At 60.5% G+C, this 22,630-nt stretch carries 18 protein-coding genes; 16 read left to right on the top strand and 2 right to left on the bottom strand.

What is annotated here, in order from left to right; all coding sequences use genetic code 11:
• The first annotated feature begins 110 nt into the window (after window positions 1-110).
• The 15 genes from ACFOZ5_RS09230 to ACFOZ5_RS09160 all read left to right on the top strand — a co-directional run bounded on the left by ACFOZ5_RS09230 (window position 111) and on the right by ACFOZ5_RS09160 (window position 19,100).
• Window positions 111-1,400, top strand: coding sequence for an MFS transporter (locus ACFOZ5_RS09230; RefSeq protein ID WP_379886753.1), 1,290 nt, complete (start codon window positions 111-113; stop codon window positions 1,398-1,400).
• Between the two features lie 120 nt (window positions 1,401-1,520).
• On the top strand, window positions 1,521-5,264 hold the full coding sequence (locus ACFOZ5_RS09225; RefSeq protein WP_379886752.1) for a nitrate reductase subunit alpha: 3,744 nt from the start codon (window positions 1,521-1,523) through the stop codon (window positions 5,262-5,264).
• Window positions 5,261-6,835 (top strand): nitrate reductase subunit beta, encoded by a 1,575-nt coding sequence (gene narH, locus ACFOZ5_RS09220; RefSeq protein ID WP_379886751.1) that lies wholly within the window; start codon window positions 5,261-5,263, stop codon window positions 6,833-6,835. The genes ACFOZ5_RS09225 and narH overlap by 4 nt, the downstream gene beginning before the upstream one ends.
• A gap of 10 nt (window positions 6,836-6,845) precedes the next feature.
• Window positions 6,846-7,586, top strand: coding sequence for a nitrate reductase molybdenum cofactor assembly chaperone (gene narJ, locus ACFOZ5_RS09215; RefSeq protein WP_379886750.1), 741 nt, complete (start codon window positions 6,846-6,848; stop codon window positions 7,584-7,586).
• 20 nt (window positions 7,587-7,606) lie between these two features.
• Complete coding sequence (gene narI / locus ACFOZ5_RS09210; RefSeq protein ID WP_379886749.1) at window positions 7,607-8,284, top strand: respiratory nitrate reductase subunit gamma; 678 nt, start codon at window positions 7,607-7,609, stop codon at window positions 8,282-8,284.
• Between the two features lie 152 nt (window positions 8,285-8,436).
• Window positions 8,437-9,243: a peptidylprolyl isomerase gene (locus ACFOZ5_RS09205; protein WP_379886747.1), complete on the top strand. Its 807-nt coding sequence runs from the start codon at window positions 8,437-8,439 to the stop codon at window positions 9,241-9,243.
• Between the two features lie 177 nt (window positions 9,244-9,420).
• On the top strand, window positions 9,421-10,170 hold the full coding sequence (locus ACFOZ5_RS09200) for a Crp/Fnr family transcriptional regulator (protein WP_379886746.1): 750 nt from the start codon (window positions 9,421-9,423) through the stop codon (window positions 10,168-10,170).
• Window positions 10,171-10,199: 29 nt separating this feature from the next.
• On the top strand, window positions 10,200-10,574 hold the full coding sequence (locus ACFOZ5_RS09195; RefSeq protein WP_379886745.1) for a putative zinc-binding protein: 375 nt from the start codon (window positions 10,200-10,202) through the stop codon (window positions 10,572-10,574).
• A 64-nt stretch (window positions 10,575-10,638) separates the two neighbouring features.
• Window positions 10,639-11,040: a ribonucleotide reductase subunit alpha gene (locus ACFOZ5_RS09190; RefSeq protein ID WP_379886744.1), complete on the top strand. Its 402-nt coding sequence runs from the start codon at window positions 10,639-10,641 to the stop codon at window positions 11,038-11,040.
• Between the two features lie 148 nt (window positions 11,041-11,188).
• The gene (nosR, locus tag ACFOZ5_RS09185) at window positions 11,189-13,354 is read left to right on the top strand and encodes a transcriptional regulator NosR (protein ID WP_379886743.1); all 2,166 of its coding nucleotides are present in this window, start codon (window positions 11,189-11,191) and stop codon (window positions 13,352-13,354) included.
• A gap of 44 nt (window positions 13,355-13,398) precedes the next feature.
• On the top strand, window positions 13,399-15,294 hold the full coding sequence (gene nosZ, locus ACFOZ5_RS09180; RefSeq protein ID WP_379886742.1) for a TAT-dependent nitrous-oxide reductase: 1,896 nt from the start codon (window positions 13,399-13,401) through the stop codon (window positions 15,292-15,294).
• Window positions 15,295-15,519: 225 nt separating this feature from the next.
• On the top strand, window positions 15,520-16,788 hold the full coding sequence (locus tag ACFOZ5_RS09175) for a nitrous oxide reductase family maturation protein NosD (RefSeq protein ID WP_379886741.1): 1,269 nt from the start codon (window positions 15,520-15,522) through the stop codon (window positions 16,786-16,788).
• A complete protein-coding gene (locus tag ACFOZ5_RS09170; RefSeq protein WP_379886740.1) occupies window positions 16,785-17,714 on the top strand; it encodes an ABC transporter ATP-binding protein in 930 nt (309 codons plus the stop codon). The genes ACFOZ5_RS09175 and ACFOZ5_RS09170 overlap by 4 nt, the downstream gene beginning before the upstream one ends.
• Window positions 17,711-18,541 carry an ABC transporter permease gene (locus ACFOZ5_RS09165; RefSeq protein ID WP_379886739.1) on the top strand — a complete coding sequence of 277 codons (831 nt, stop codon included), beginning with the start codon at window positions 17,711-17,713 and terminating at the stop codon, window positions 18,539-18,541. Before ACFOZ5_RS09170 ends, ACFOZ5_RS09165 begins: the two co-directional genes overlap by 4 nt.
• A gap of 13 nt (window positions 18,542-18,554) precedes the next feature.
• Window positions 18,555-19,100, top strand: coding sequence for a nitrous oxide reductase accessory protein NosL (locus tag ACFOZ5_RS09160; RefSeq protein WP_379886738.1), 546 nt, complete (start codon window positions 18,555-18,557; stop codon window positions 19,098-19,100).
• Between the two features lie 126 nt (window positions 19,101-19,226).
• Here ACFOZ5_RS09160 and ACFOZ5_RS09155 read toward each other — a convergent pair whose 3' ends face one another.
• Window positions 19,227-19,418: a ribbon-helix-helix protein, CopG family gene (locus ACFOZ5_RS09155; RefSeq protein WP_379886737.1), complete on the bottom strand. Its 192-nt coding sequence runs from the start codon at window positions 19,416-19,418 to the stop codon at window positions 19,227-19,229.
• A 196-nt stretch (window positions 19,419-19,614) separates the two neighbouring features.
• Between ACFOZ5_RS09155 and dauA the strand changes: the two genes are divergently transcribed.
• On the top strand, window positions 19,615-21,366 hold the full coding sequence (gene dauA / locus ACFOZ5_RS09150) for a C4-dicarboxylic acid transporter DauA (RefSeq protein WP_379886736.1): 1,752 nt from the start codon (window positions 19,615-19,617) through the stop codon (window positions 21,364-21,366).
• 7 nt (window positions 21,367-21,373) lie between these two features.
• Here dauA and moaA read toward each other — a convergent pair whose 3' ends face one another.
• Window positions 21,374-22,366, bottom strand: coding sequence for a GTP 3',8-cyclase MoaA (gene moaA / locus ACFOZ5_RS09145; protein WP_379886735.1), 993 nt, complete (start codon window positions 22,364-22,366; stop codon window positions 21,374-21,376).
• Between the last annotated feature and the right edge of the window lie 264 nt (window positions 22,367-22,630).

Below are 22,630 nucleotides of genomic sequence, written 5' to 3'. Positions count from 1 at the left end.
CATTGCACGGGTGACTACCTCTTTGCGGATAGTCAATTACCCCGATGGGTGATCTCCCATCATAGTCTTTGACCCCCCGTCAGGGCAAAGATGAAACTGGGAGACCACCTATGGAAAGGCTAACTCCCATGCGCGCCGGTATCAGCCCTGACGACGAGGACAAAATCAATTCGCTGGCGGTTGTGCTGCCACTGGCGGTGGCCGGTTTTGCCCTGGCCGCCGGGAGCTGGTCGCTGTTTTCGGTGGCGGGAGCCCACATCCGTCAGGCCCTGGCGCTTGATGGTGTGGCGTTTGGCTTCCTGTTGTCACTGCCCATGGCCACCGGAGCGCTGCTGGCCATTCCCGCGGGGTTGGCGGCCCAGGCCTTTGGTGCCCGCCGGGTCATGATGGCCTGTCTTGCCGGCCTGGCCCTGTGCATGTTGATACTGACACGTGTTGAGTCCCTGGCCGGTTTCCTGGTGGCCGGCGCCGGGCTGGGCCTGGCCGGGGGCTATTACAGTGCCGGCCTCCAGTTCGTTACCGGTCATTCACCCCGCCGGCATATTGGCCTCGTGCTGGGGCTGTTCGGCGCTGGCATCACCGGGGTGGGTTTCAGTTACTACCTGGTGCCGCTGATACTCGATGCCTTTTCCTGGCCGGTGGTGCCCCTGGCCTACCTGATTGTCCTGTTGTTGGTGCTAGCCCTGCTGCTGATGCTGACCGCCGAAGAGGACGCTGACGGTGATACCGCCCCGGAAACCCCGTTCCCGCTGATCCTGGCACGGGTGTCGCGGCTGCGTCTGTGGCAGGTGGCCCTGTGGTTCGGGGTGGTCGCGGGGAGTTTTCTTGCCCTGGCCCTGTGGCTGCCGGACTATCTGGCGTCCCAGTATCAGCTACCGGTGCAGACCGGAGCGGCGTTTGCCCAGTGGTTCGTCATCCCCGGCGCGCTGGCCCAGGTACCCGGAGGGTGGCTGGCGGACCGCTTCGGCTCGACCCGGGTAGTGAGCCGGTCCCTGCTGGCCGGTCTGCTCGCCCTGTTCGTGCTGTCATATCCCCCGATGACGCTCTCGATCGAGGGTGTTCACCAGACCCTGAAGGTGGAATTTCTCATGCCCCTGATGTTGGAGGGCGCGCTGATCGTATTGCTGGGTGTGGCCCTGGGCTGCGCCATGGCCGGACTGCAGCGCATGATGGTCATCGAGAACCGGGAGGCGACCGCTTTCGTGGCCGGGGTCCTGCTGGTCAGTGCCTGTTCCGTGGGGTTCGTCCTGCCGGTGATTTTTGCAGCGGTGAATCAGTGGATTGGCGTACGCAGTGCCGTCTTCATGATCCTGTTTCTGTCGCTTGCCGCCAGTCTCATCCTGTTCGCCCGTACCAGCCGTCGTCACGAGCGTGAGAGGCTTCTCCACCCGGGGATATAGCCTTCCTACCACCTCGGGGGTAAGGGGTGGTTATGTGGTAGTAACCATGCAGCTTTCGGGGTTTCTCTCCCACACAATGGTCTCAAATCGGAACAACGATCCGGACAACGGAGAGAGACCATGAGTCATTTGATCGACAAACTGAGTTACTTCAAAAAGAAGCGCGAGCCGTTTGCAAACGGCCATGGCGAGACCCACGAGGTCAGCCGCGAATGGGAAGACAGCTACCGCCAGCGCTGGCAGCACGACAAGATCGTGCGTTCCACCCATGGCGTGAACTGCACTGGCTCCTGCAGCTGGAAAATCTACGTCAAGAATGGCCTGGTCACCTGGGAAACCCAGCAGACTGACTACCCCCGCACCCGTCCGGATCTCCCCAACCATGAGCCCCGTGGCTGCCCCCGTGGCGCCAGCTATTCCTGGTACATGTACAGCGCCAACCGCCTGAAGTACCCGCTGATGCGCAAGCACCTGATGAAGCTCTGGCGGGCCGCGAAAACCGAGCACAACGATCCGGTAGACGCCTGGGCTTCCATCGTGGAAGACCCGAAGAAAACCGCCGAGTACAAGCCCCGCCGTGGCATGGGCGGTTTCGTGCGTTCCAGCTGGGACGAAGTCAACGAGCTGATTGCCGCTTCCAACGTCTACACCGCCAAGCAATATGGCCCGGACCGCATCATCGGCTTCTCGCCGATCCCGGCCATGTCCATGGTCTCCTACGCCGCCGGCAGCCGCTACCTGTCCATGATCGGTGGCGTGTGCATGAGCTTCTACGACTGGTACTGCGACCTGCCGCCGGCCTCCCCCCAAACCTGGGGCGAACAGACCGACGTGCCCGAGTCCGCCGACTGGTACAACTCCGGCTACATCATCGCCTGGGGTTCCAACGTACCCCAGACCCGTACCCCGGATGCCCACTTCTTCACCGAGGTGCGCTACAAGGGCACCAAGACTGTGGCCATCACTCCGGACTACGCGGAAGTGTCCAAGCTGTCAGACGAGTGGATGAACCCGAAGCAGGGCACCGATGCTGCGCTTGGCATGGCCATGGGCCACGTGATCCTGAAGGAATTCCACGTTGACAAGCCCAGCGAGTACTTTACCGATTACGTTCGCCGCTACACCGACATGCCGTACCTGGTCATGCTGGAGCAGCGCGACGACGGTAGCTACGCGCCAGGCCGCTTCCTGCGCGCGGCCGACCTGGTGGATGGGCTCGGGGAAGAGAACAACCCCGAGTGGAAAACCATTGCCATTGACGAGGCCAGCGGCGAGCTGACCGCGCCCAACGGCTCCATCGGTTACCGTTGGGGTGAGAAGGGCAAGTGGAACCTGAAGCAGACCGCCAGCGCGAAGGACGTCAACCTGCAGCTCTCCATGGTCGAGAAGCACGACGAAGTCGTCGATGTGGCCTTCCCGTACTTCGGCGGCATCGAGCATGACCACTACAACCATGTCGAGGTCAACGACATCCTCAAGCACAAGCTGGGCACCCGCAAGGTTCAGCTGGCGGATGGCACCGAAGGTCGCGTGGTCACGGTTTACGACCTGATGGTGGCCAACTACGGCATCAGCCGTGGCCTGGGCGACGATGACGGCGCAACCTCGTACGACGAAGTAAAGCCGTATACCCCGGCCTGGCAGGAGAAGATCACTGGCGTACCTGCCGACAAGGTTATCCGTATTGCCCGTGAATTCGCCGACAACGCCGACAAGACCAAGGGCCGTTCCATGGTCATCGTCGGTGCCGGTATGAACCACTGGTACCATATGGACATGAACTACCGCGGCCTGATCAACATGCTGATCATGTGTGGCTGTATCGGCCAGAGCGGTGGTGGCTGGGCTCACTATGTGGGTCAGGAAAAACTGCGTCCGCAGACCGGCTGGCAGCCCCTGGCCTTCGGCCTCGACTGGCAGCGTCCGCCCCGCCACATGAACTCCACCTCCTTCTTCTACGCCCACTCCGGCCAGTGGCGCTACGAGAAGCTGGGTGTGGACGAGATCCTGTCGCCGCTGGCCGACAAGTCCAAATTCGGCGGCAGCCTGATCGACTACAACGTACGCGCCGAGCGCATGGGCTGGCTGCCGTCTGCGCCCCAGCTGAACCGCAACCCGCTGGGTATTGCGGCAGAGGCAGAAACGGCAGGCATGGAGGTTTCCGACTACGTGGCCCAGTCCATGAAGGACGGCTCCCTGGCCTTCGCCAGTGAAGATCCGGAAGCCAAGCAGAACTGCCCCCGCAACCTGTTCGTGTGGCGTTCCAACCTGCTGGGCTCCTCCGGCAAGGGGCACGAGTACATGCTCAAGTACCTGCTGGGCACCACCAACGGCCTGCAGGGCAAGGACCTGGGCATCGAGGGTGGCGCCAAGCCGGAAGAGGTCAAGTGGCACGACGAGGCGCCGGAAGGCAAGCTCGACCTGCTGGTGACCCTGGACTTCCGTATGTCCACCACCTGCCTGTATTCCGACATCGTGCTGCCGACCGCGACCTGGTACGAGAAGAACGACCTGAATACCTCCGACATGCACCCGTTCATCCACCCGCTGACCGCCGCCACTGACCCGGCCTGGGAAGCTCGCAGTGACTGGGAAATCTACAAGGGTATTGCCAAGGCGTTCTCCAAGGCCACCGAAGGCCACCTGGGCGTCGAGAAAGACGTGGTTACCCTGCCGCTGCTGCATGACGCGCCGGCGGAGCTGGGCCAGCCATTCGATGTAAAGGACTGGAAGCGCGGTGAGTGCGACCTGATTCCGGGCAAGACCGCACCCAACTTCATCACGGTTGAGCGGGACTACCCGAACACCTATGCACGCTTTACCTCACTCGGGCCGCTGCTGGACAAGCTGGGTAATGGTGGCAAGGGCATCAACTGGAACACCGAGAAGGAAGTGAAGTTCCTCGGCGACCTGAACTACAAGCATATCGACGGCGCGAACGCCGGTCGCCCGAAGATCGAGAGCGCCATTGATGCGGCAGAAGTCATCCTGACCCTGGCGCCGGAAACCAACGGTCAGGTAGCCGTGAAGGCCTGGGCGGCGCTGTCCGAGTTCACCGGCCTGGACCACAGCCACCTGGCGAAGAACAAGGAAGAGGAAAAAATCCGCTTCCGGGACATCGTGGCCCAGCCGCGCAAGATCATCTCCAGCCCGACCTGGTCAGGTCTGGAAGACGAGCATGTGTCCTACAACGCCGGCTATACCAACGTCCACGAACTGATCCCCTGGCGCACCCTGACCGGCCGTCAGCAGTTCTATCAGGATCACGAGTGGATGCGTGCCTTCGGTGAGAGCCTGCTGGTCTACCGTCCACCCATCAACACCAAGGCGGTGGGCAGCATGATCAACCAGCGCACCAACGGTAACCCGGAGAAGGCGCTCAACTGGATCACGCCGCACCAGAAGTGGGGTATCCACAGCACCTACAGCGACAACCTGCTGATGCTGACCCTGTCCCGCGGCGGCCCCATCGTGTGGCTGAGTGAGGACGACGCCCTGGAAATCGGCGTGGAAGACAACGACTGGATCGAACTGTTCAACGCCAACGGCGCCATCGCGGCCCGGGCCGTGGTCAGCCAGCGGGTCATGCCCGGCATGGTGATGATGTACCACGCCCAGGAGCGGATCGTGAACGTACCCGGTTCGGAAATTACCGGTACCCGTGGCGGTATCCACAACTCGGTTACCCGGGTATGCCCGAAACCGACGCACATGATTGGCGGCTACGCCCAGTATTCCTACGGCTTCAACTACTACGGCACCGTGGGCTCCAACCGTGACGAGTTTGTGGTGGTGCGCAAGATGCACAACGTCGACTGGCTCGATGGCGAAGGCAATGACTCTGTACAGGAGGCAGTAAAATGAAAATCCGCTCCCAAGTTGGCATGGTGCTGAACCTGGACAAGTGCATTGGTTGCCACACCTGTTCAGTGACCTGCAAGAACGTCTGGACCAGCCGTGAAGGCATGGAATACGCCTGGTTCAACAACGTCGAGACCAAGCCTGGTATCGGCTACCCGAAAGAGTGGGAGAACCAGGACAAGTGGAAGGGCGGCTGGATGCGCGACAGCTCCGGCAAGATCCGCCCCCGCATCGGCGGCAAGTTCCGTGTACTGGCAAACATCTTTGCCAACCCGGACCTGCCGGAAATCGATGACTACTACGAGCCGTTCGATTTCGATTACCAGCACCTGCATACCGCTGGTGACAGCAAGCACCAGCCGGTAGCCCGGCCACGGTCGCTGATCTCCGGCCAGCGGATGCAGAAAATCGAGTGGGGCCCGAACTGGGAAGAAATCCTGGGTACCGAGTTTGCCAAGCGTCGCAAGGACAAGAACTTCGACCGGATCCAGGCGGACATCTACGGCCAGTTCGAAAACACCTTCATGATGTACCTGCCGCGCCTGTGCGAGCACTGCCTCAACCCCACCTGTGTGGCCAGCTGCCCCAGTGGCGCCATCTACAAGCGTGAGGAAGACGGCATCGTACTGATTGACCAGGACAAGTGCCGTGGCTGGCGGATGTGTGTCTCCGGCTGCCCGTACAAGAAGATCTATTTCAACTGGAAAACCGGCAAGTCCGAGAAGTGCATTTTCTGCTACCCGCGGATCGAAGCCGGCATGCCGACCGTGTGCTCCGAAACCTGCGTGGGCCGCATCCGCTACCTGGGTGTTCTGCTCTACGATGCCGACCGCATTGAGGAAGTGGCCAGCACTCCGGGCGAGCATGAGCTGTACGAGAAGCAGCTGGAAATCTTCCTGGACCCGAACGACCCGAAGGTTATCGAGCAGGCGAAGAAAGACGGTATTCCCATGAACGTGATCGAGGCCGCCCAGCGCAGCCCGGTCTACAAGATGGCGGTGGACTGGAAACTGGCCCTGCCGCTGCACCCGGAATACCGCACCCTGCCCATGGTCTGGTACGTGCCGCCACTGAGCCCGATCCAGTCCGCGGCGGAAGCCGGCAAGGTCGAGTTTGACGGCGTGCTGCCCAAGATCGAGAGCCTGCGGATTCCGGTCAAGTACCTGGCCAACCTGCTCACCGCTGGTGACGAGAAGCCTATCGTGCTGGCCCTCAAGCGGATCATGGCCATGCGCCTGTACAAGCGGGCAGAGACCGTGGAAGGCGTTGAAGACCTGCGTGCCCTGGAAGAGTGCGGCCTGACCAAGGCCCAGGCCGACGAGATGTACCGTTACCTGGCCATCGCCAACTACGAGGATCGCTTTGTCATCCCCACCAGCCATCGTGAGCTGGCGAAGGAAGCCTTCCCGGACGCCTCTGCCTACGCCGAGCGTAATGGCTGCGGCTTCAGCTTCGGTGATGGCTGCAACGGTGATAGCGAATTCAACCTGTTCGGCGGTCGCAAGCAGACCACCAGCATGGTCCAGAAACTGGCTACCGTGAAGCAGGTAGATCCCAAGCAGCTGCAGGAATAAGGAATCGATCATGCAAGTACTGAAAGTCATGGCAAGGCTGCTGGAATACCCCACCGCCGAGCTGCAGGAATCGAAGGATGCACTGGTGGCGGCTGTCCTTCAGGACGACCGTCTGCCGGCGCAGAACAAGCAACAGCTGCTGCGCTGCGTTGATCTGGTATGTGACAGCGACCTGCTCGACATACAGGAAAACTACGTGGGCACGTTCGACAAAGGCAGGGCAACGTCGCTGCTGTTGTTCGAGCATGTCCATGGCGAGTCCCGGGACCGGGGGCAGGCCATGGTGGATCTGATGGAGCAATACCGCGCCAATGGCCTGGAAATCGACGCACGGGAGCTGCCGGACTACCTGCCGCTGTTCCTGGAGTACCTGTCCACCCGGCCATGGGAAGAAATCCAGAACTGGCTGGAGGATATTCACCATATCCTCGGCCTGCTGGGGGAGCGGTTGTATCAGCGGGAGAGCCTCTATCACCTGGTGATGGATTCGCTGCTGGTACTCTCCGGCCGCACGGCGGACCGCCAGGAGCTGGCGCAGATCGTGGCCGCCGAAGAGCGTGACGACACCCCCGAAGCCCTGGACAAGGTCTGGGAAGAGGAAATGGTGAAATTCGTGGATGATCAGGGCAGTTCCTGCAGCAGTGGTGGCGTGGTAGGTCAGCGCCGCCGCGAGCTGGAGCAGACCCAGACCATCCACCTGAGTGATCAACTGATGACGGATGTGACACCCCGTCAGGCAGGGCGCGCCTGAGGGCGCTGGAGGAAATGACGATGTCCTATCTCAACACGTTACTGTTCGGAATCTACCCCTATGTCGCCCTCGTCGTGCTGGTCATCGGCACCTGGGCCCGTTACGACCATGGCCAGTTTACCTGGAAGGCCCATTCCAGCCAGATGCTGCGCAAGAAGAACATGGTGCTGGCCTCCGTGCTGTTCCATGTGGGCGTGCTGGTGATCTTCTTCGGCCACCTGGTGGGCCTGCTGACCCCCCACGCCCTCTATGAGCCATTCATGACACCAGGCACCAAGCAGGTCATGGCCATTGTCGTGGGCGGGATCGCCGGCGTGATGGCCCTCATCGGCGGTGGCATGCTGGCGTTCCGGCGCCTGACAGACCCCCGGGTCAAAGCCAGCAGTACCGTTGCCGACAACCTGGTCATCCTGATTCTGGTGGTCCAGCTGGCGCTCGGTCTGCTCACCATCCTGCCCACCCTCGGGCATCTGGACGGCGCCACCATGCTCAAGTTCTCCGCCTGGGCCCAGGGTATCTTTACCCTGCAGGGTGGCGTGGCTGGACATATCGCGGACGTACACTGGATCTACAAGACCCACATCTTCCTGGGCCTGACCATCTTCGTGCTGTTCCCGTTCACCCGCCTGGTGCACATGCTGAGCGTTCCGGTGGAGTACTTCGGTCGCCGGTACCAGGTGGTGCGTAAGCGCGCCTGATCAAGAAGCAAGAGGCCAGGGCTCCCTCTCCCCTGGAGGGAGAGGGCCGGGGTGAGGGGGGAGACTACCCGTACAGTGTTCCTCGCTTTCCCCCTCACCCTAACCCTCTCCCTCCAGGGGAGAGGGGATAAAACAGTTTGGAGATAATTACCATGCAACTGATCCCCACCGGCGAAGCCAACAAGCCCAGAAACCAGTTCCCGCCGGTCTACGTGGGTGAGACCCTCATCCACGAAGACGATATCGCCCGGGAAATGCAGCACCACCCGGCGGAAGAAGTGGCTGAAGCCTGGCACGAAGCCGCCCGCAGCCTGGTTATACGTGAGCTGCTGTTGCAGCGGGCCAGTCAGCTGCAACTGCCGGAAACCCTGGATGAGGAAGATCGCATCGCCCGGGTTCTGGAGCTGGAACTGAATGTGCCAGACCCGTCGGAAGAGGACTGCGAACGCTTCTACGCCGCCAACCCGGCCCGCTTCCGCAGTCCGACCCTGATGGCGGTCAGTCACATTCTGCTGGCGGCCGCTCCCGATGATGTGCAGGAGCGTATCCGCCAGGAGGAAGTGGGGCGTCAGCTTCTGACCTCCCTGCTGGATGGCCGGGCCCAGTTCCCGGCGCTGGCAAAGCAGTATTCTGCATGCGAATCACGTCACCAGGGCGGTAGCCTGGGCCAGATCAGTAAAGGCCAGACCGTCACCGAGTTCGAACGGCCGGTGCTGGCCCTCAATGAGGGGCTCAATCCGGAGCTGATCGAAACCCGGTACGGCTGGCATATTGTCCGGGTGGATCAGCGCATCGAGGGTGAGCATTTGCCCTACGACTACGTCAAACCCCAGATCCGGCAGTACCTCAGCGAAAGCGTTACGCGCCGCGCCATGCGCCAGTTCCTGCAGGTCCTGGCGGCCGAGGCCGGCGTGGAAGGCGTGGATCTGGAGTTGCCGGATTCACCTTTGATGCAATAAAAACCGTCCTGTGAACGGGGGGGAGCGCCACTCCCCCCGTGATTGATTCAACTCAATTTCCGTATGGTTATCCCCCAAGAGCCTGCCTTCTACCCCTATCGGGGGACAGCAATTTCTCCGGTCTGCGTCTACTCTGTAAATCATCATCCATAATGCATATAACGGGGAATAACCATCATGGCTCTTATTCAGTCCGTTGATAAAAGATACGAAAAACCGGTCCTGTTGGCAGCCAACCATCCGTTCGAAGAGGACGGCCTGGTGTCGCCGCAGAAACATCCCCTGTTCTCATCACTGGAACCGTGGGATCTGGAATATCTCCTGCAGCACTCCCGTCGTGTCAGGCTGGGGCACCACCAGTTGCTGTACCGTCAGGATATGCCGGCCCATCACTTCTTTTTTGTGATTTCCGGTCGTCTCCGCCTTTACCGCCTGGATGCCTCCGGCGTTGACCGCACCCTGGACAGCCTGCTGCCTGGCGATTGTTTTGCGGAAGTGATGATCTATGCGGATCCGCCCCGGTACGCCTGCTATGCCGAAGCCCTCAAGAACAGTGAAGTGCTGATGATTCCGGTGAAGGTCTATCAGGACCTGCTGGAAGGCAATGCCGTCTATACCCGGGCCGCGCTTCAGCATTTTGCCATGCGGGCGGTCAGCCGGTTCCATGACCTGGAGATCATGACGGTGCAGAGCGCCCGGGACCGTCTGATCCGTTACCTGATCGACCTGTTGCCGGAGTCTGCCCGCAAGGTGGGTGGTGAAGTTGAGCTGCCGCTGCCCAAGTGCCTGATTGCCTCACGCCTGGCCATGCAACCGGAAACCTTCTCCCGGATTCTGGCGGACCTGAAGAGCAATGGCCTGGTGCGGGTGAACCGCAGCAAGCTGTTTATTTCGGATCCGATGAGGCTGGTTCAGCTCAGTCAGTAATCCATTACCGGGAAATACCAGGGGGCCAGATGACCACCCGCAAGCAGAGACCACTGATTTATTCCTGCTCCGGCTGTTCCGATGTGGCCCAGCTGGCGAACAATGCAGCGGTGAAGCTGGATCATGCTGGCGAATACGAGATGTCCTGCATCTCCGGTGTCGGCGGCAAGGTGCCGGCACTGGTAAAGACCGCGCAGGCCCGGCGGAACATCACAGTGATCGATGGTTGTCCATTGCATTGCGCTCTCCACTGTCTGGAGAACGTGGGCGTGACCCCGGACGAACACGTTCGTCTGTATGACTATGGCTTCAAGAAGCGTTACGGCAAGAGCTATGACGACGAGGCGGTCGAGGAGGTTTGCCAGACCATTCTGGCCCGCCGAGACGCCCGGATTTCTCCCTGACCTGGCCGCCCGGTGGGGCGGCCCTTTTTTCAGTTTCACCCTGACTTCCTGAAGGATATTCCCAATGATTGCCAGCTATGCCGACCTGATCCAGGCCGTCCACGAGCAGGACGAGCCCCAGCGCCTGCTGTTCGTTTTCTGCCGCGCCGAACTGCCCGATGACGCCACCGAGGAAGAAAAGGCCGGCTTCGAACAGGGTGAGGGCGGTGCCCTGACGCCGGTTATCTGCGTCGACAAGTCGCCCGATGAGGTAGAGGCCTTCCCGGCGCTGGTGGAGGAGTCGCAGCAGACCGGCCAGGCGTGGGACATGGTGTTCGTGGCGGCAATGTCGGGCCGTGGTGGCATTGCCCCGTCGTCGGATGAGGCCCAGCAGCCCCTGACTATGATGGTGGAATCCATACGGCTGGGGCATGTGGGGGGCTATCTGCCGCTGGACCGAAACGGGCACGCGGTTGACCTGGGTTGATGAATCACAGATTTGAAGGGAGCTTGGTCGTCAACTAATTATTCTGGAGTCCGGTCCACATTGAACAATATCAAGCCCGCCAACGTTGGCGACCGATAAGATGATTAACAGAAGCCAGTTTAACGAAGTCCTGAGCTGTGGAGTAAGTATGTCAGATCGCCGGTTTGCCCTGGTTGTTCGGTGGATGATCAGCGCTGTATGTTTTCTGCTGATTCTGGCTGGTGAATCGATGGCTGCCTCACTGGATAACTACGAGCCCATCAAGGCCAGGCAGGTTATTACCACCGCCTTTCCCGAGGCGGGCGAGATTCGCCCGCTGGAAGAGAACCGGGCCATCAAGGAAGTCTATGCCGGCGACAAGCTGCTTGGCTACACCTATCAGACCCTGGATTTCCTGCAGACCCCGGCCTACTCCGGCAAGCCCCTGGACGCCACCGTGGTGCTGGATACCGAAGGCGAGATTCGCGCCACCAAGGTCATTCACCATGACGAGCCCATCCTGCTGATCGGTATCCCCGAGCGCAAGATGCACGATTTTACCGACCAGTACACAGGCCTGGCGGCGGATCAGCGGGTGACCGTGGGTGGCAAGTCCTCGGAAACCCGTGTATCGGTGGATGGTCTCTCCGGTGCCACGGTGACCGTTATGGTCATCAACGAAGTCATCATGAAAAGCGCCCACCGTGTGGGCGTGGAGCTGGGCCTGGTGGAAGGCGCGGGTGATGCCCGTCCGCCCAAAGCCAATGTGAAAATGGATCAGTTCGAGCCGAAAGCCTGGCAGGAACTGGCCGGGGATGGCTCCATCCGTCGCCTGCTGCTGACCCGCGGCCAGGTGGATGACTCTTTCAGGGGCACCGAGGCGGAAGGCGTCGACACCACGCCTGCCGACGAGCGGAATGAGCCCTTTATTGATCTTTACACCGGCTATCTGAATGTGCCGACGATCGGCCGCAACCTGCTGGGGGAAAGCCAGTATGACTGGCTGATGGGTGAGCTGCAGGAAGGCGAACACGCCATCGCGGTGATGGCCAGCGGGGACTATTCCTTCAAGGGATCCGGCTATGTGCGTGGGGGTATTTTCGACCGGGTACAAATCCGCCAGTTCGGTGACACCTTCAACTTCCGTGACCTGGATTTCTATCGGCTCAGCGATGTCTACGCTGAAGGCATGCCGGAATTTTCCGAGATGGCCATCTTCATCGTACGCCAGCAATACAAGTTCGACCCGGGCACGGAGTGGGCGCTCGAGCTGACCGTGAAGCGGCAGACCGGCCCCCTGGACAGCGAGTTCGCGGTCTTCCCTCTGACCTACCAGCTGCCGGACCAGTACTACACCCGGCCGGAAGTGGAGCTGACCGAAGAGCAGTGGCTGGAAACCCAGCCCATGTGGGTCCAGGTCTGGTACCAGAAGAAGTTCCAGGTGGCTGTGCTGGGCGCCGGGCTGGTGTTCCTGCTGTTCATCCTGTTCTTCCAGGACTGGCTGGTGAAGAAGCCGAAGGTCACCCGCTGGATTCGTCACGCGTTCCTCACCTACACCCTGGTGTTTATTGGCTGGTACGCCCTGGGGCAGCTGTCGGTGGTCAATGTGCTGACGTTCGTGCACAGCCTGTTTGCCGGCTTCAAGTGGGAAACCTTCCTGATAGATCCGGTGATGTTTGTGCTCTGGGCCGTAGTGGCCGGCATCATCCTGCTGTGGGGTAGGGCGGTTTATTGCGGCTGGCTGTGCCCGTTCGGTGCCCTGCAGGAGCTGGTGAACGAGATTGCCCGCAAGCTGAAAGTGCCCCAGTACACGGTGCCCTTCCCGATCCACGAACGTCTGTGGGCGATCAAGTACATCATCCTGCTGGTGCTGTTCGGGGTGTCGCTGGATTCCATGGCCACTGCCGAGCAGCTGGCTGAAGTAGAACCCTTCAAGACGGCGATCACCCTGCGCTTCGACCGCAGCTGGCCTTTTGTGACCTACGCCGTGTTGCTGGTGGTGGTGAATATTTTCACCCGCAAGGTGTTCTGTCGCTACATGTGCCCCCTTGGTGCAGCCCTGGCCTTGCCCACCAAGGTGCGGGTGTTCGACTGGCTCAAGCGGCGCAAGGAATGTGGTAACCCCTGCCGCCTGTGCGAGAAGGAATGTGAGGTACAGGCCATACACCCGGACGGCACCATTAATTACCAGGAATGTCATTACTGCCTGGATTGCCAGATGACGTATTTCGACGACAACAAGTGTCCGCCACTGATCGTCAAACGCCGCGGCAAGCGCCGTGGCCAGAATTCACCGGGGCGGCCGGAGCAGATCCCGGTCACCCAGGTGAGCTGATGCAAGAAGAAAACAACCGCCAGAAAACGTACGGAGTGAATGCTATGAGTAAACGCAATGAGCTGGACAAGGCTACCCCGGCGCAGGCAGAAAATGGCCTGAGCCGTCGCCGCTTTATGGGCGCCGCTGCCCTTGCCGGTGTAGCTGGTGCCACAGGGCTTGGTAGCGCTGTAATGAGCCGGGAATCCTGGGCTGCGGCTGCCCAGGAAGCCAGGAACAAGGCCCACGTTGGCCCCGGCGAACTGGACGAGTACTACGGCTTCTGGAGCGGTGGCCACCAGGGCGAGGTCAGGGTGCTGGGCGTGCCTTCCATGCGCGAGCTGATGCGGATTCCGGTATTCAACGTGGATTCAGCCACCGGCTGGGGTATCACCAACGAGAGCAAGGAAATCCTTGGTGGTGATCGGCAATACCTGAACGGTGATTGCCACCACCCCCACATGTCCATGGACGATGGTCGCTACGACGGCAAATACCTGTTTATCAACGACAAGGCCAACAGCCGTATTGCCCGTATCCGTATGGATATCATGAAAACGGACAAGATCACCCATATTCCGAACGTTCAGGCGATTCATGGTCTGCGGCTGCAGAAAGTCCCCCGTACCAAGTACGTTTTCTGCAATGCGGAATTTGTGATCCCCCATCCCAACGATGGCAGCGATTTCAGTCTGGAGAACAGCTACACCATGTTTACCGCCGTTAATGCGGACACCATGGAAGTGGCCTGGCAGGTCATTGTGGACGGCAATCTGGACAACACCGATGCTGACTACACTGGCCGATACGCCGCCTCGACCTGTTACAACTCTGAAAAGGCCGTAGATCTTGCCGGCACCATGCGTAACGACCGCGACTGGGTGGTGGTTTTCAACGTTGATCGCATTGAAGCCGCCATTGAGGCCGGTAACTTCAAGACTCTGGGCGACTCAGAGGTGCCGGTGGTGGACGGCCGCGGCGATACCGAGGTGACCCGTTATATTCCGATTCCGAAAAACCCCCACGGCCTGAACACGTCGCCGGATGGCAAATACTTCATTGCCAACGGCAAGCTGTCTCCGACGGCATCCGTGATTCAGATCGACAAGCTGGACGATCTGTTCGACAACAAGATCGAGTTGCGTGACACGGTTGTGGCCGAGCCGGAACTGGGCCTTGGGCCGCTGCACACCACCTTTGATGGTCGTGGCAATGCCTACACCACGCTGTTTATCGACAGTCAGGTGTGCAAGTGGAACATTGCGGATGCCATCAAGTCCTACAACGGCGAAGATGTGAACTACATCCGCCAGAAGCTGGATGTGCACTATCAGCCTGGCCACAACCACGCGTCGCTGACCGAGTCCCGTGATGCCGACGGCAAGTGGCTGGTGGTGCTGTCGAAGTTCTCAAAGGACCGTTTCCTGCCGGTAGGCCCGCTGCATCCGGAGAACGATCAGCTGATCGATATTTCCGGCGAGGAGATGAAGCTGGTTCACGACGGTCCGGCTTTTGCCGAGCCCCACGACTGTATCCTGGTGCGCCGTGATCAGATCAAGACCAAGAAGATCTATGATCGTGACGATGCCTACTTTGCCAGCTGTCGTGAGCAGGCGGAGAAGGACGGTGTCAGTCTGGAGTCAGCCAATGAGGTGATCCGTGACGGTAACAAGGTTCGGGTATACATGACCTCTGTGGCGCCGCAGTACGGTATGACCGAGTTCAAGGTGAAGGAAGGCGATGAGGTGACGGTTTACGTGACCAACCTGGATACCATTGAGGACGTGACTCACGGCTTCTGTATGGTGAACCATGGTGTGAGCATGGAAATCAGCCCTCAGCAGACCGCCTCCGTGACCTTTACAGCCGGCAAGCCCGGGGTGTACTGGTACTACTGTAACTGGTTCTGCCATGCGCTCCATATGGAGATGGGTGGCCGGATGCTGGTTGAGAAGGCCTGATTAGTATCTTTTTGCTTTATTGGGGCCCGCTACCTGGGCCCCAGCTTTTTTCCTTGGGAGTAACAACCCAAGTGGAGAGCACTTTCCAGAACACGCTCCTTCCGGCACTTCCCTGTGTTGCTCGGGCTCCGCCATCCATGGCTCCGCACGGTTCTGGAAAGTGCTCTCCACTTGGCTTGCCAAGCATTGGGCATAACCCGCTGAACGACCTCCAGAGACTATTTGATGTATAGACAATCGCGTTATGGAGTGGCCCTGACAGTCGCTCTGTTTGCGTTGACCGCGAATGCGGACCTGCAGGAAGACCTGGATGCGCTGGAGCCTGGTGCATCGTTTGAGCTGCCCCCGGAACAGATCTCGCCGCTGGACATTAATGTGGCCGGTGTGACGATTGCCTGTGCGCCGGAGACGGTGATTGATGGAAGTGGTTCCGGAAATGCCGTTGATATTACCGCGCCGGGGGTGACGCTCCGTGGTTGTGAGATTCGCAACTGGGGGGAGGATCTGAATGAGCTGGATGCGGGAGTTTTTGTGGCACGGGAGGCGAAGGGCTCCGTGGTTGAGGGCAATCGCCTGCAAGGGCCGGCCTTTGGTATCTGGCTGGACGCCACACCGGATGTAACGGTGCGGGATAACGTGATCCGGGGGGAGACGCGTTTGCGGTCCCAGGACCGGGGTAACGGGATTCATCTGTTCAATACCACCGGGGCGCTGGTCGAGGGGAATGATATCCGCCAGACCCGGGATGCCATCTATATCGAGACTGCCAACAAGAATACCATTCGGGGCAATACCATGGCGGACCTGCGCTATGGGATCCATTACATGTACTCGATGGACAATCGGCTCGAGGACAACGTCACCCGCAATACCCGCACCGGCTATGCCCTGATGCAGAGCAAGCGGCTGACGGTGATCAATAACCGCTCGGAGAATGACGAGAACTACGGCATTCTCATGAATTTCATTACCAACTCGACCCTGCGCGGCAATGTGGTGACCGGGGTGTCCCAGCAGCAGCGGGGCGGTGTGGCCGTTTCCGGGGCCGAAGGCAAGGCGGTGTTTATCTACAACTCGCTCTATAACACCTTCGAGAACAATATGTTTGCCAACAGCAATGTGGGTATCCACCTGACTGCGGGTTCCGAGGAAAACGAGGTGTTCGGCAACGCGTTTGTGAACAACGAGCGCCAGGTGAAGTATGTGGCTACCCGCACCCAGGAATGGTCGAAGGACGAACGCGGCAACTACTGGAGCGACTACCTGGGCTGGGACCGGAACCAGGACGGGCTGGGTGATGTGCCCTATGAGCCCAACGATAATGTGGACCGGCTGCTGTGGACCTATCCTGAGGCCCGCATCCTGATGCACAGCCCGGCGGTGGATACCCTGCGCTGGGTGCAGGAAGCCTTTCCGGTGGTCAAGGCGGCCGGCGTTACCGATTCCTATCCATTAATGCGCCCTCCTGAAACCCTTCGTGCGGAGATGCCATGAGCTGTTTTCGTCTTGAAAACGTGAGCTATCGCTATAGCAAGAGTCCCGTTCTGACCGGCATCGACCTGAGTCTTGAGCCGGGGGAAATACTGGGTCTGTTTGGCCACAATGGGGCCGGCAAGACCACGTCCATCAAGCTGATTCTGGGGCTGATGACGCCTCAGCAGGGCACAGTGTCGGTGCTGGGTGGCCAGGCCGGGGATCCGGAGGTAAGCCAGCATATCGGTTATCTGCCGGAGAACGTGATGTTCTATCCGCAACTGACCGGTCGCGAGATTCTCACCCATTTCGCCCGCCTGAAAGGCGCACCGCTTTCCCAGGTGCCCACCCTGCTGGAACAGGTGGGGCTGGGGGATGCCATGGCGGCGAGGGTGAAAACCTATTCCAAGGGCATGCGCCAGCGTCTTGGTCTGGCCCAGGCGCTGTTGGGTAAGCCAAAACTGCTGATGCTGGATGAACCCACGGTGGGACTGGATCCGGTGGCCACGGCAGACCTTTATCGCCTGCTGCGCCGCCTGCGGGATGAAGGCACCGGCATTGTCCTGTGTTCCCATGTGCTGCCGGGGGTTGAGCCCTACATCGACCGTGCTGCGATACTCACCGAGGGCATGCTCAAGGCGGCAGGAAACCTGTCTGCATTGCGCCGCCAGGCCAGCATGCCGGTAACCTTGACGGTCGCCCCGGCCAATGGTGACGGTCATCTGGCTTCCGTTGCGGAAGCTGCTGGCCTGAGTGCCAGTACATCCGTGATGGAAAACGGCAGTCTCCGGATCGAAGTGCCGGCGGACAGCAAAATGGCGATGATTCGCCGCTTGCTGGCCACCGGTGAAGTGCGGGATCTTGGCGTTGTCGAACCCACCCTGGAGGACATCTACGTGCACTTTATCGGGTCTGGTGGCCTTGCCCACCGGGGAGGTGCCCTGTGAACGGGATCTGGACCATTGCCCGCAAGGAGCTGGCGGACAGCCTGCGTAACCGCTGGCTAGTCGCCATTTCCATTATCTTCGCCATCCTCGCACTGGGCATCGCCTGGTTCGGTGCGGCCGCCTCAGGCACGGTGGGTTACGCTTCCACGCCGGCAACCATAGCCAGCCTGGCCAGTCTGGGCATCTTCCTGATTCCGCTGATTGCCCTGCTGCTGGCCTACGATGCCATCGTCGGTGAGGAGGAGGGCGGCACCCTCCTGCTGCTGATGACCTACCCGCTGAGCCGGGGCCAATTGCTGTTCGGCAAGTTCCTGGGCCATGGTCTGACCCTGGCACTGGCGACCCTGATCGGCTTTGGCGTGGCAGGCGTCGCTATTGCGCTGCTGGTGGACGATGTGGCCATTGGCACCCTGGCGGAGGCCCTGTTCCGGTTCATCCTGTCCACAGTGCTGCTGGGATGGGGCTTTATTGCCCTGGCCTACCTGATCAGCGTCCGGGTCAGCGAGAAGCCCCTGGCTGCGGGCCTCGCCCTGGCGATCTGGTTCTTCTTTGTGCTGATCTTTGACCTGGTGCTGCTGGGCGTTCTGGTTGCCAGTGAGGGCAAGCTGAACCCGGATCTGCTGCCCTGGCTGTTATTGCTGAACCCCACGGATATCTACCGTCTGCTCAACATTGTGGCATTTGAGGGCGGGGCACAATTGACCGGGGTGCTGAGCCTGGGATCCGACCTGCCTATGGGGCCTGCCGGGCTGTGGGCCGCGCTGGTGGTCTGGTTTGCTGTTCCCCTGGCGGGTGCCTGGGCGTTGTTCCGTAACCGTCGTATCTGATCGGAGTCTTTTGATGAAAAGGTTATCCACTGTTCGTGCCATATTGGTCATGGCTTTGGCCCTGTTCCTGGTTGCCTGTTCTGAATCGGAAGAAGTCACCCGGGCGAAGCCTGACCCGGTCCATTTCGAGTCCGGCGATGAGTGCCATGTGTGTGGCATGGTGATTACCCGGTTCCCGGGGCCCAAAGGTGAGGCCATCGCCGGCAAGGAAGAGCAGGCGCGGAAGTTCTGCTCCACCCGGGATATGTTCTCCTGGGTGCTTCAGCCGGAAAACGTGAACCGTGACCATGTGCTATACGTGCACGATATGGCCGATACCGAGTGGCAGGCGCCCGATGATGCGGCACTGATCGATGCCCGCGAGGCATTTTATGTGGTCGGGTCTGAGCGCAGCGGTGCTATGGGCCCTACGCTGGCGTCCTTTGCCGAGAAGTCAGCGGCTGAGGCGTTTGCCACGGAATTCGGGGGTGAGGTTGTGGCCTTTGCAGATGTGACTATGGAGCATCTGAGTTCCGGCGGTGGGATGTCGTCCGGGATGGGTGGTTCTCATTCCATGTAGGCCTCTCTATCTTTATGTTGTTCAGGCCTGTTGGTTTGGGTGGAGGTCAGCACCCCCGGCGGCACCGAACCCTGACCGGGTTGCGCTGGCCGCCCCAATCAACTGCTGGTCTTGTCCCTGGTGTGCCTATTCTGTGCGGTGACCAGTCGAACTATCCCCGCCAGTCTTGTAGCTGGCGCCATGCTCCCGCAAGTACTCCCGGATCATCTGCCGCACCACCTGTGACGGGGTGAGATCCTGTGAGGCGCAGAGTTGCTCGAACGCCTTCTTCTTGTTCGGGTCGATCAGCAAGGTCAGCCGCGCCGTCTTCTTTTCCACCTCTCGTCTCCTGTCTGTTTTATTAACATCTGACGTTAATGTTTTTGGTCGGTTCCGGCAATGTGGGAGTCGCCGGGATAATTTGCATAAGATAATAACCACATGTTAATGTAATTAACATAGTTTGCTTTCGAATTATCGGGTATCGGCTATCTTTAGTGCCGGGTGTCCGTTTTCCCTGGAGAGGTTTCCTGTCATGGCGCGTCAACGATTTCCGGTCAGTCTTCCCGGTATTGCCACCGGGCTTCGTGGGGCATTGCGGGAAGGTTATGGGGCGGCGGAACTGCGCCAGGATGTGATGGCCGGGATGACGGTGGGAACGGTAGCCGTGCCCCTGTCCATGGCGCTGGCCATCGCCACCGGGGTGCCGCCCCAGCATGGGCTTTATACCGCCATTGTGGCCGGAGCCATCATTGCGCTGACCGGGGGTGCACGTTTTAACGTTTCCGGGCCGACGGCGGCTTTCGTGGTCATCCTGTTTCCCATTGTTCAGCAATACGGACTGGGCGGGCTGTTGATTGCCACCATGATGGCCGGGTTGCTGCTCGTAGCCCTCGGGCTCGCGCGTATGGGGCGGTTGATCCAGTTTGTTCCCTATCCGGTGGTGCTTGGCTTTACCGCCGGTATTGCCGTAGTGATTGCCATGTTGCAGGTGCCGGATTTTCTGGGGCTGACCACAGGACCCATGGGTGAGCATTTCACCGAGAATATCGGGATTATCCTGTCGTCCTTCCCGACACTGGAACCGTTTGAGTTCGGTATCGGTGTATTTACCCTGGCCCTTATGCTGCTCTGGCCGAAACTGGGCATACCGGTGCCCGCGCCGCTCGTGGGCCTTGTTGCCGGTGGATTGGCAGCGTGGGGTGTTAACGCCATGTTCGGAAGCGACGGTGCACAGGCCGTGGAGACCATTGCCTCCCGCTTTACCTGGGAGGCCGGTGGCGAGTCCGGGCAGGGGATTCCCCCGGTGTTGCCTACGTTGATAGCGCCCTGGAAGTTGCCCGGTCCGGACGGGCAGTCTCTCGTGCTGAGTTTCGACCTGTTCCGGGCACTCCTGGGGCCGGCGTTTGCCATTGCCATGCTGGGGGCGATCGAATCCCTGCTGTGCGCCGTGGTGGCTGACGGGCTGACCCGGACCCGTCACGACCCGGATGCGGAGTTGATTGGCCAGGGGCTGGGTAATATTGCAGCGCCCCTGTTCGGTGGTATCACCGCTACCGCGGCGCTGGCCCGAACTGCAACGAGCATTCGTAGTGGCGCCCGGTCGCCGGTCGCGGCACTGGTTCATGCCGTGGTTGTACTTCTCTCCGTAGTGGTGCTCGCCGGGGTGCTTGGTCTGGTGCCTATGGCAGCGCTGGCAGCACTGTTGTTCATTGTCGCCTGGAATATGAGTGAGGCACGGCACTTTGTTCATACCCTGCGTTCAGCACCTGCCGGCGACGTGGTGATCCTGGTGACCTGCTTCGGTCTGACCGTGCTGTTCGACATGGTGCTGGCGGTGGCCGTGGGGGTAGGGCTGGCGGCAGCGCTGTTCATCCGGCGGATGGCTTTGCTTACCCGGACGGAGCCGGCCGGGGCGGACCATCATCCGTCGCTGGATGGTTTGCCGGCGTCGGTCACCGTCTACGATATCAATGGTCCCCTGTTCTTCGGTGTTGCAGAGACCGCCCTGCGATCGCTGCATGCGGTCGACCCCAGGGTTCGCACGGTTATCCTGGATATGCACGATGTGCCCAGCATGGATGGCACGGCCCTGGTTGCCATGCGTTCACTGATGGAAGAGATGCAGCGGCAGGGCGTGAGCCTGGTTCTCACCGGGTTGCCGGCAAGGATCATTGTGAAGTTACGGCGTGCGGGCGTGCGCAAGCAGTTGGGCGTGCTGACTTATGCGCGCACGCTTGATGAGGCCCGGGCCATAGCGCTGCGCTGGGCAGTCCGGGAGTCCTGAGTGTGGTTCAACCGCCGGTCATGTTCATGAAGCGCAGAATCTGAACATCGCCGTTCAGGTCGAAGTGATGCTTCTCGGGCTTCAGTTCCATGGCGTCGATAATGGTCTGGCGCAGTTTGTCGTCGGTCACCGGGTTACCCCGCAGCACGCGCCGCAGATCCACCGAGTGCTCATTGCCGAGGCACAGCAACAACCGGCCTTCAACGGTTACCCGAACCCGGTTGCAGGTGGAGCAGAAGTTGTGGGAATGGGGTGAAATGAACCCGACCCGGGTCTTGCTGCCGGGCATCCGGTAGTAGCGGGCCGGGCCGCCGGAATCGTCTGTGGCCGGTACCAGCTCGTGGTGCTGACGGATCATGTTCCGCACCTCGTCGCTGCTGCAGAAGGCCACGGCCCGGTCATGCTCGGTGATCTCCCCCAGCGGCATCTCCTCGATAAAGGTGATGTCGATTCCCTTGCGCCGGGCGAAGTCCACCAGGTCCGGCACTTCCTCGTCGTTGCGGCCCTTGAGCACCACCGTGTTGAGCTTGATGCCCCGGAAGCCGGCCTCACGGGCGGCGTCGATGCCGTCCAGCACCTGCGACAGGTTGCCGGTGCGGGTAATGCGCCGGAACTTGTCGGCATCCAGCGAATCCAGACTGATGTTGAGGCGGTGCATGCCCGCCCGGCGCAGGTCCTCCGCCATGGTGGGCAGCTGGCTGCCGTTGGTGGTCATGGCAAAATCCCGCAGGCCGTAACTGCCGATTTCCTTCACCAGCTCCAGGATATCCCGTCGTACCAGTGGTTCACCACCGGTCAGGCGGATCTTCTCGGTACCCAGTTCGGTGAAGGTGCGGGCCAGCCGGGCAATTTCCTCCAGGGTGAGCACCTGCTGTCGGGGCAGGAACGTCATATCCTCGGCCATACAGTAGACACAGCGGAAATCACACCGGTCAGTGACAGACAGGCGCACGTAGTTCACGGTGCGGCCAAAGCGGTCAGTCAGCTTGGAGTGGGGCATGCAGTAATCCTGTCGTTTTGCCGTGTGGGTGTTCACCAGAGTGTCCCGTTTGGTCAATTCGCTGATCTACTGAGCCACTGAGAGCCTTGAGAGCAAGGCGCGGTGGCGAAGGGTTGGCGGCCGGCGCTCCGGTGGTTCCAAATCGAGTCAGCGCAACGCGGCTATCAAGGCTCTCAGTGGCTCCCGAAGGGCGCGACGCTGGGGCCTCTGGCCGGTGTTGCCAGCCCTTGATGTGGAACCACCACACCTGCGGACTGGCGCCTT

Source organism: Marinobacter lacisalsi, from assembly GCF_042651045.1.
Taxonomy (GTDB): domain Bacteria; phylum Pseudomonadota; class Gammaproteobacteria; order Pseudomonadales; family Oleiphilaceae; genus Marinobacter; species Marinobacter lacisalsi.
This window is presented reverse-complemented; position numbering and strand designations above follow the sequence as displayed.

Coding starts and splice junctions, on each gene's coding strand:
- ACFOZ5_RS09230 (WP_379886753.1), top strand. CDS start 111: ATGGAAAGGCTAACTCCCATGCGCGCCGGTATCAGCCCTGACGACGAG.
- ACFOZ5_RS09225 (WP_379886752.1), top strand. CDS start 1,521: ATGAGTCATTTGATCGACAAACTGAGTTACTTCAAAAAGAAGCGCGAG.
- narH (WP_379886751.1), top strand. CDS start 5,261: ATGAAAATCCGCTCCCAAGTTGGCATGGTGCTGAACCTGGACAAGTGC.
- narJ (WP_379886750.1), top strand. CDS start 6,846: ATGCAAGTACTGAAAGTCATGGCAAGGCTGCTGGAATACCCCACCGCC.
- narI (WP_379886749.1), top strand. CDS start 7,607: ATGTCCTATCTCAACACGTTACTGTTCGGAATCTACCCCTATGTCGCC.
- ACFOZ5_RS09205 (WP_379886747.1), top strand. CDS start 8,437: ATGCAACTGATCCCCACCGGCGAAGCCAACAAGCCCAGAAACCAGTTC.
- ACFOZ5_RS09200 (WP_379886746.1), top strand. CDS start 9,421: ATGGCTCTTATTCAGTCCGTTGATAAAAGATACGAAAAACCGGTCCTG.
- ACFOZ5_RS09195 (WP_379886745.1), top strand. CDS start 10,200: ATGACCACCCGCAAGCAGAGACCACTGATTTATTCCTGCTCCGGCTGT.
- ACFOZ5_RS09190 (WP_379886744.1), top strand. CDS start 10,639: ATGATTGCCAGCTATGCCGACCTGATCCAGGCCGTCCACGAGCAGGAC.
- nosR (WP_379886743.1), top strand. CDS start 11,189: ATGTCAGATCGCCGGTTTGCCCTGGTTGTTCGGTGGATGATCAGCGCT.
- nosZ (WP_379886742.1), top strand. CDS start 13,399: ATGAGTAAACGCAATGAGCTGGACAAGGCTACCCCGGCGCAGGCAGAA.
- ACFOZ5_RS09175 (WP_379886741.1), top strand. CDS start 15,520: ATGTATAGACAATCGCGTTATGGAGTGGCCCTGACAGTCGCTCTGTTT.
- ACFOZ5_RS09170 (WP_379886740.1), top strand. CDS start 16,785: ATGAGCTGTTTTCGTCTTGAAAACGTGAGCTATCGCTATAGCAAGAGT.
- ACFOZ5_RS09160 (WP_379886738.1), top strand. CDS start 18,555: ATGAAAAGGTTATCCACTGTTCGTGCCATATTGGTCATGGCTTTGGCC.
- dauA (WP_379886736.1), top strand. CDS start 19,615: ATGGCGCGTCAACGATTTCCGGTCAGTCTTCCCGGTATTGCCACCGGG.
- moaA (WP_379886735.1), bottom strand. CDS start 22,366: ATGCCCCACTCCAAGCTGACTGACCGCTTTGGCCGCACCGTGAACTAC.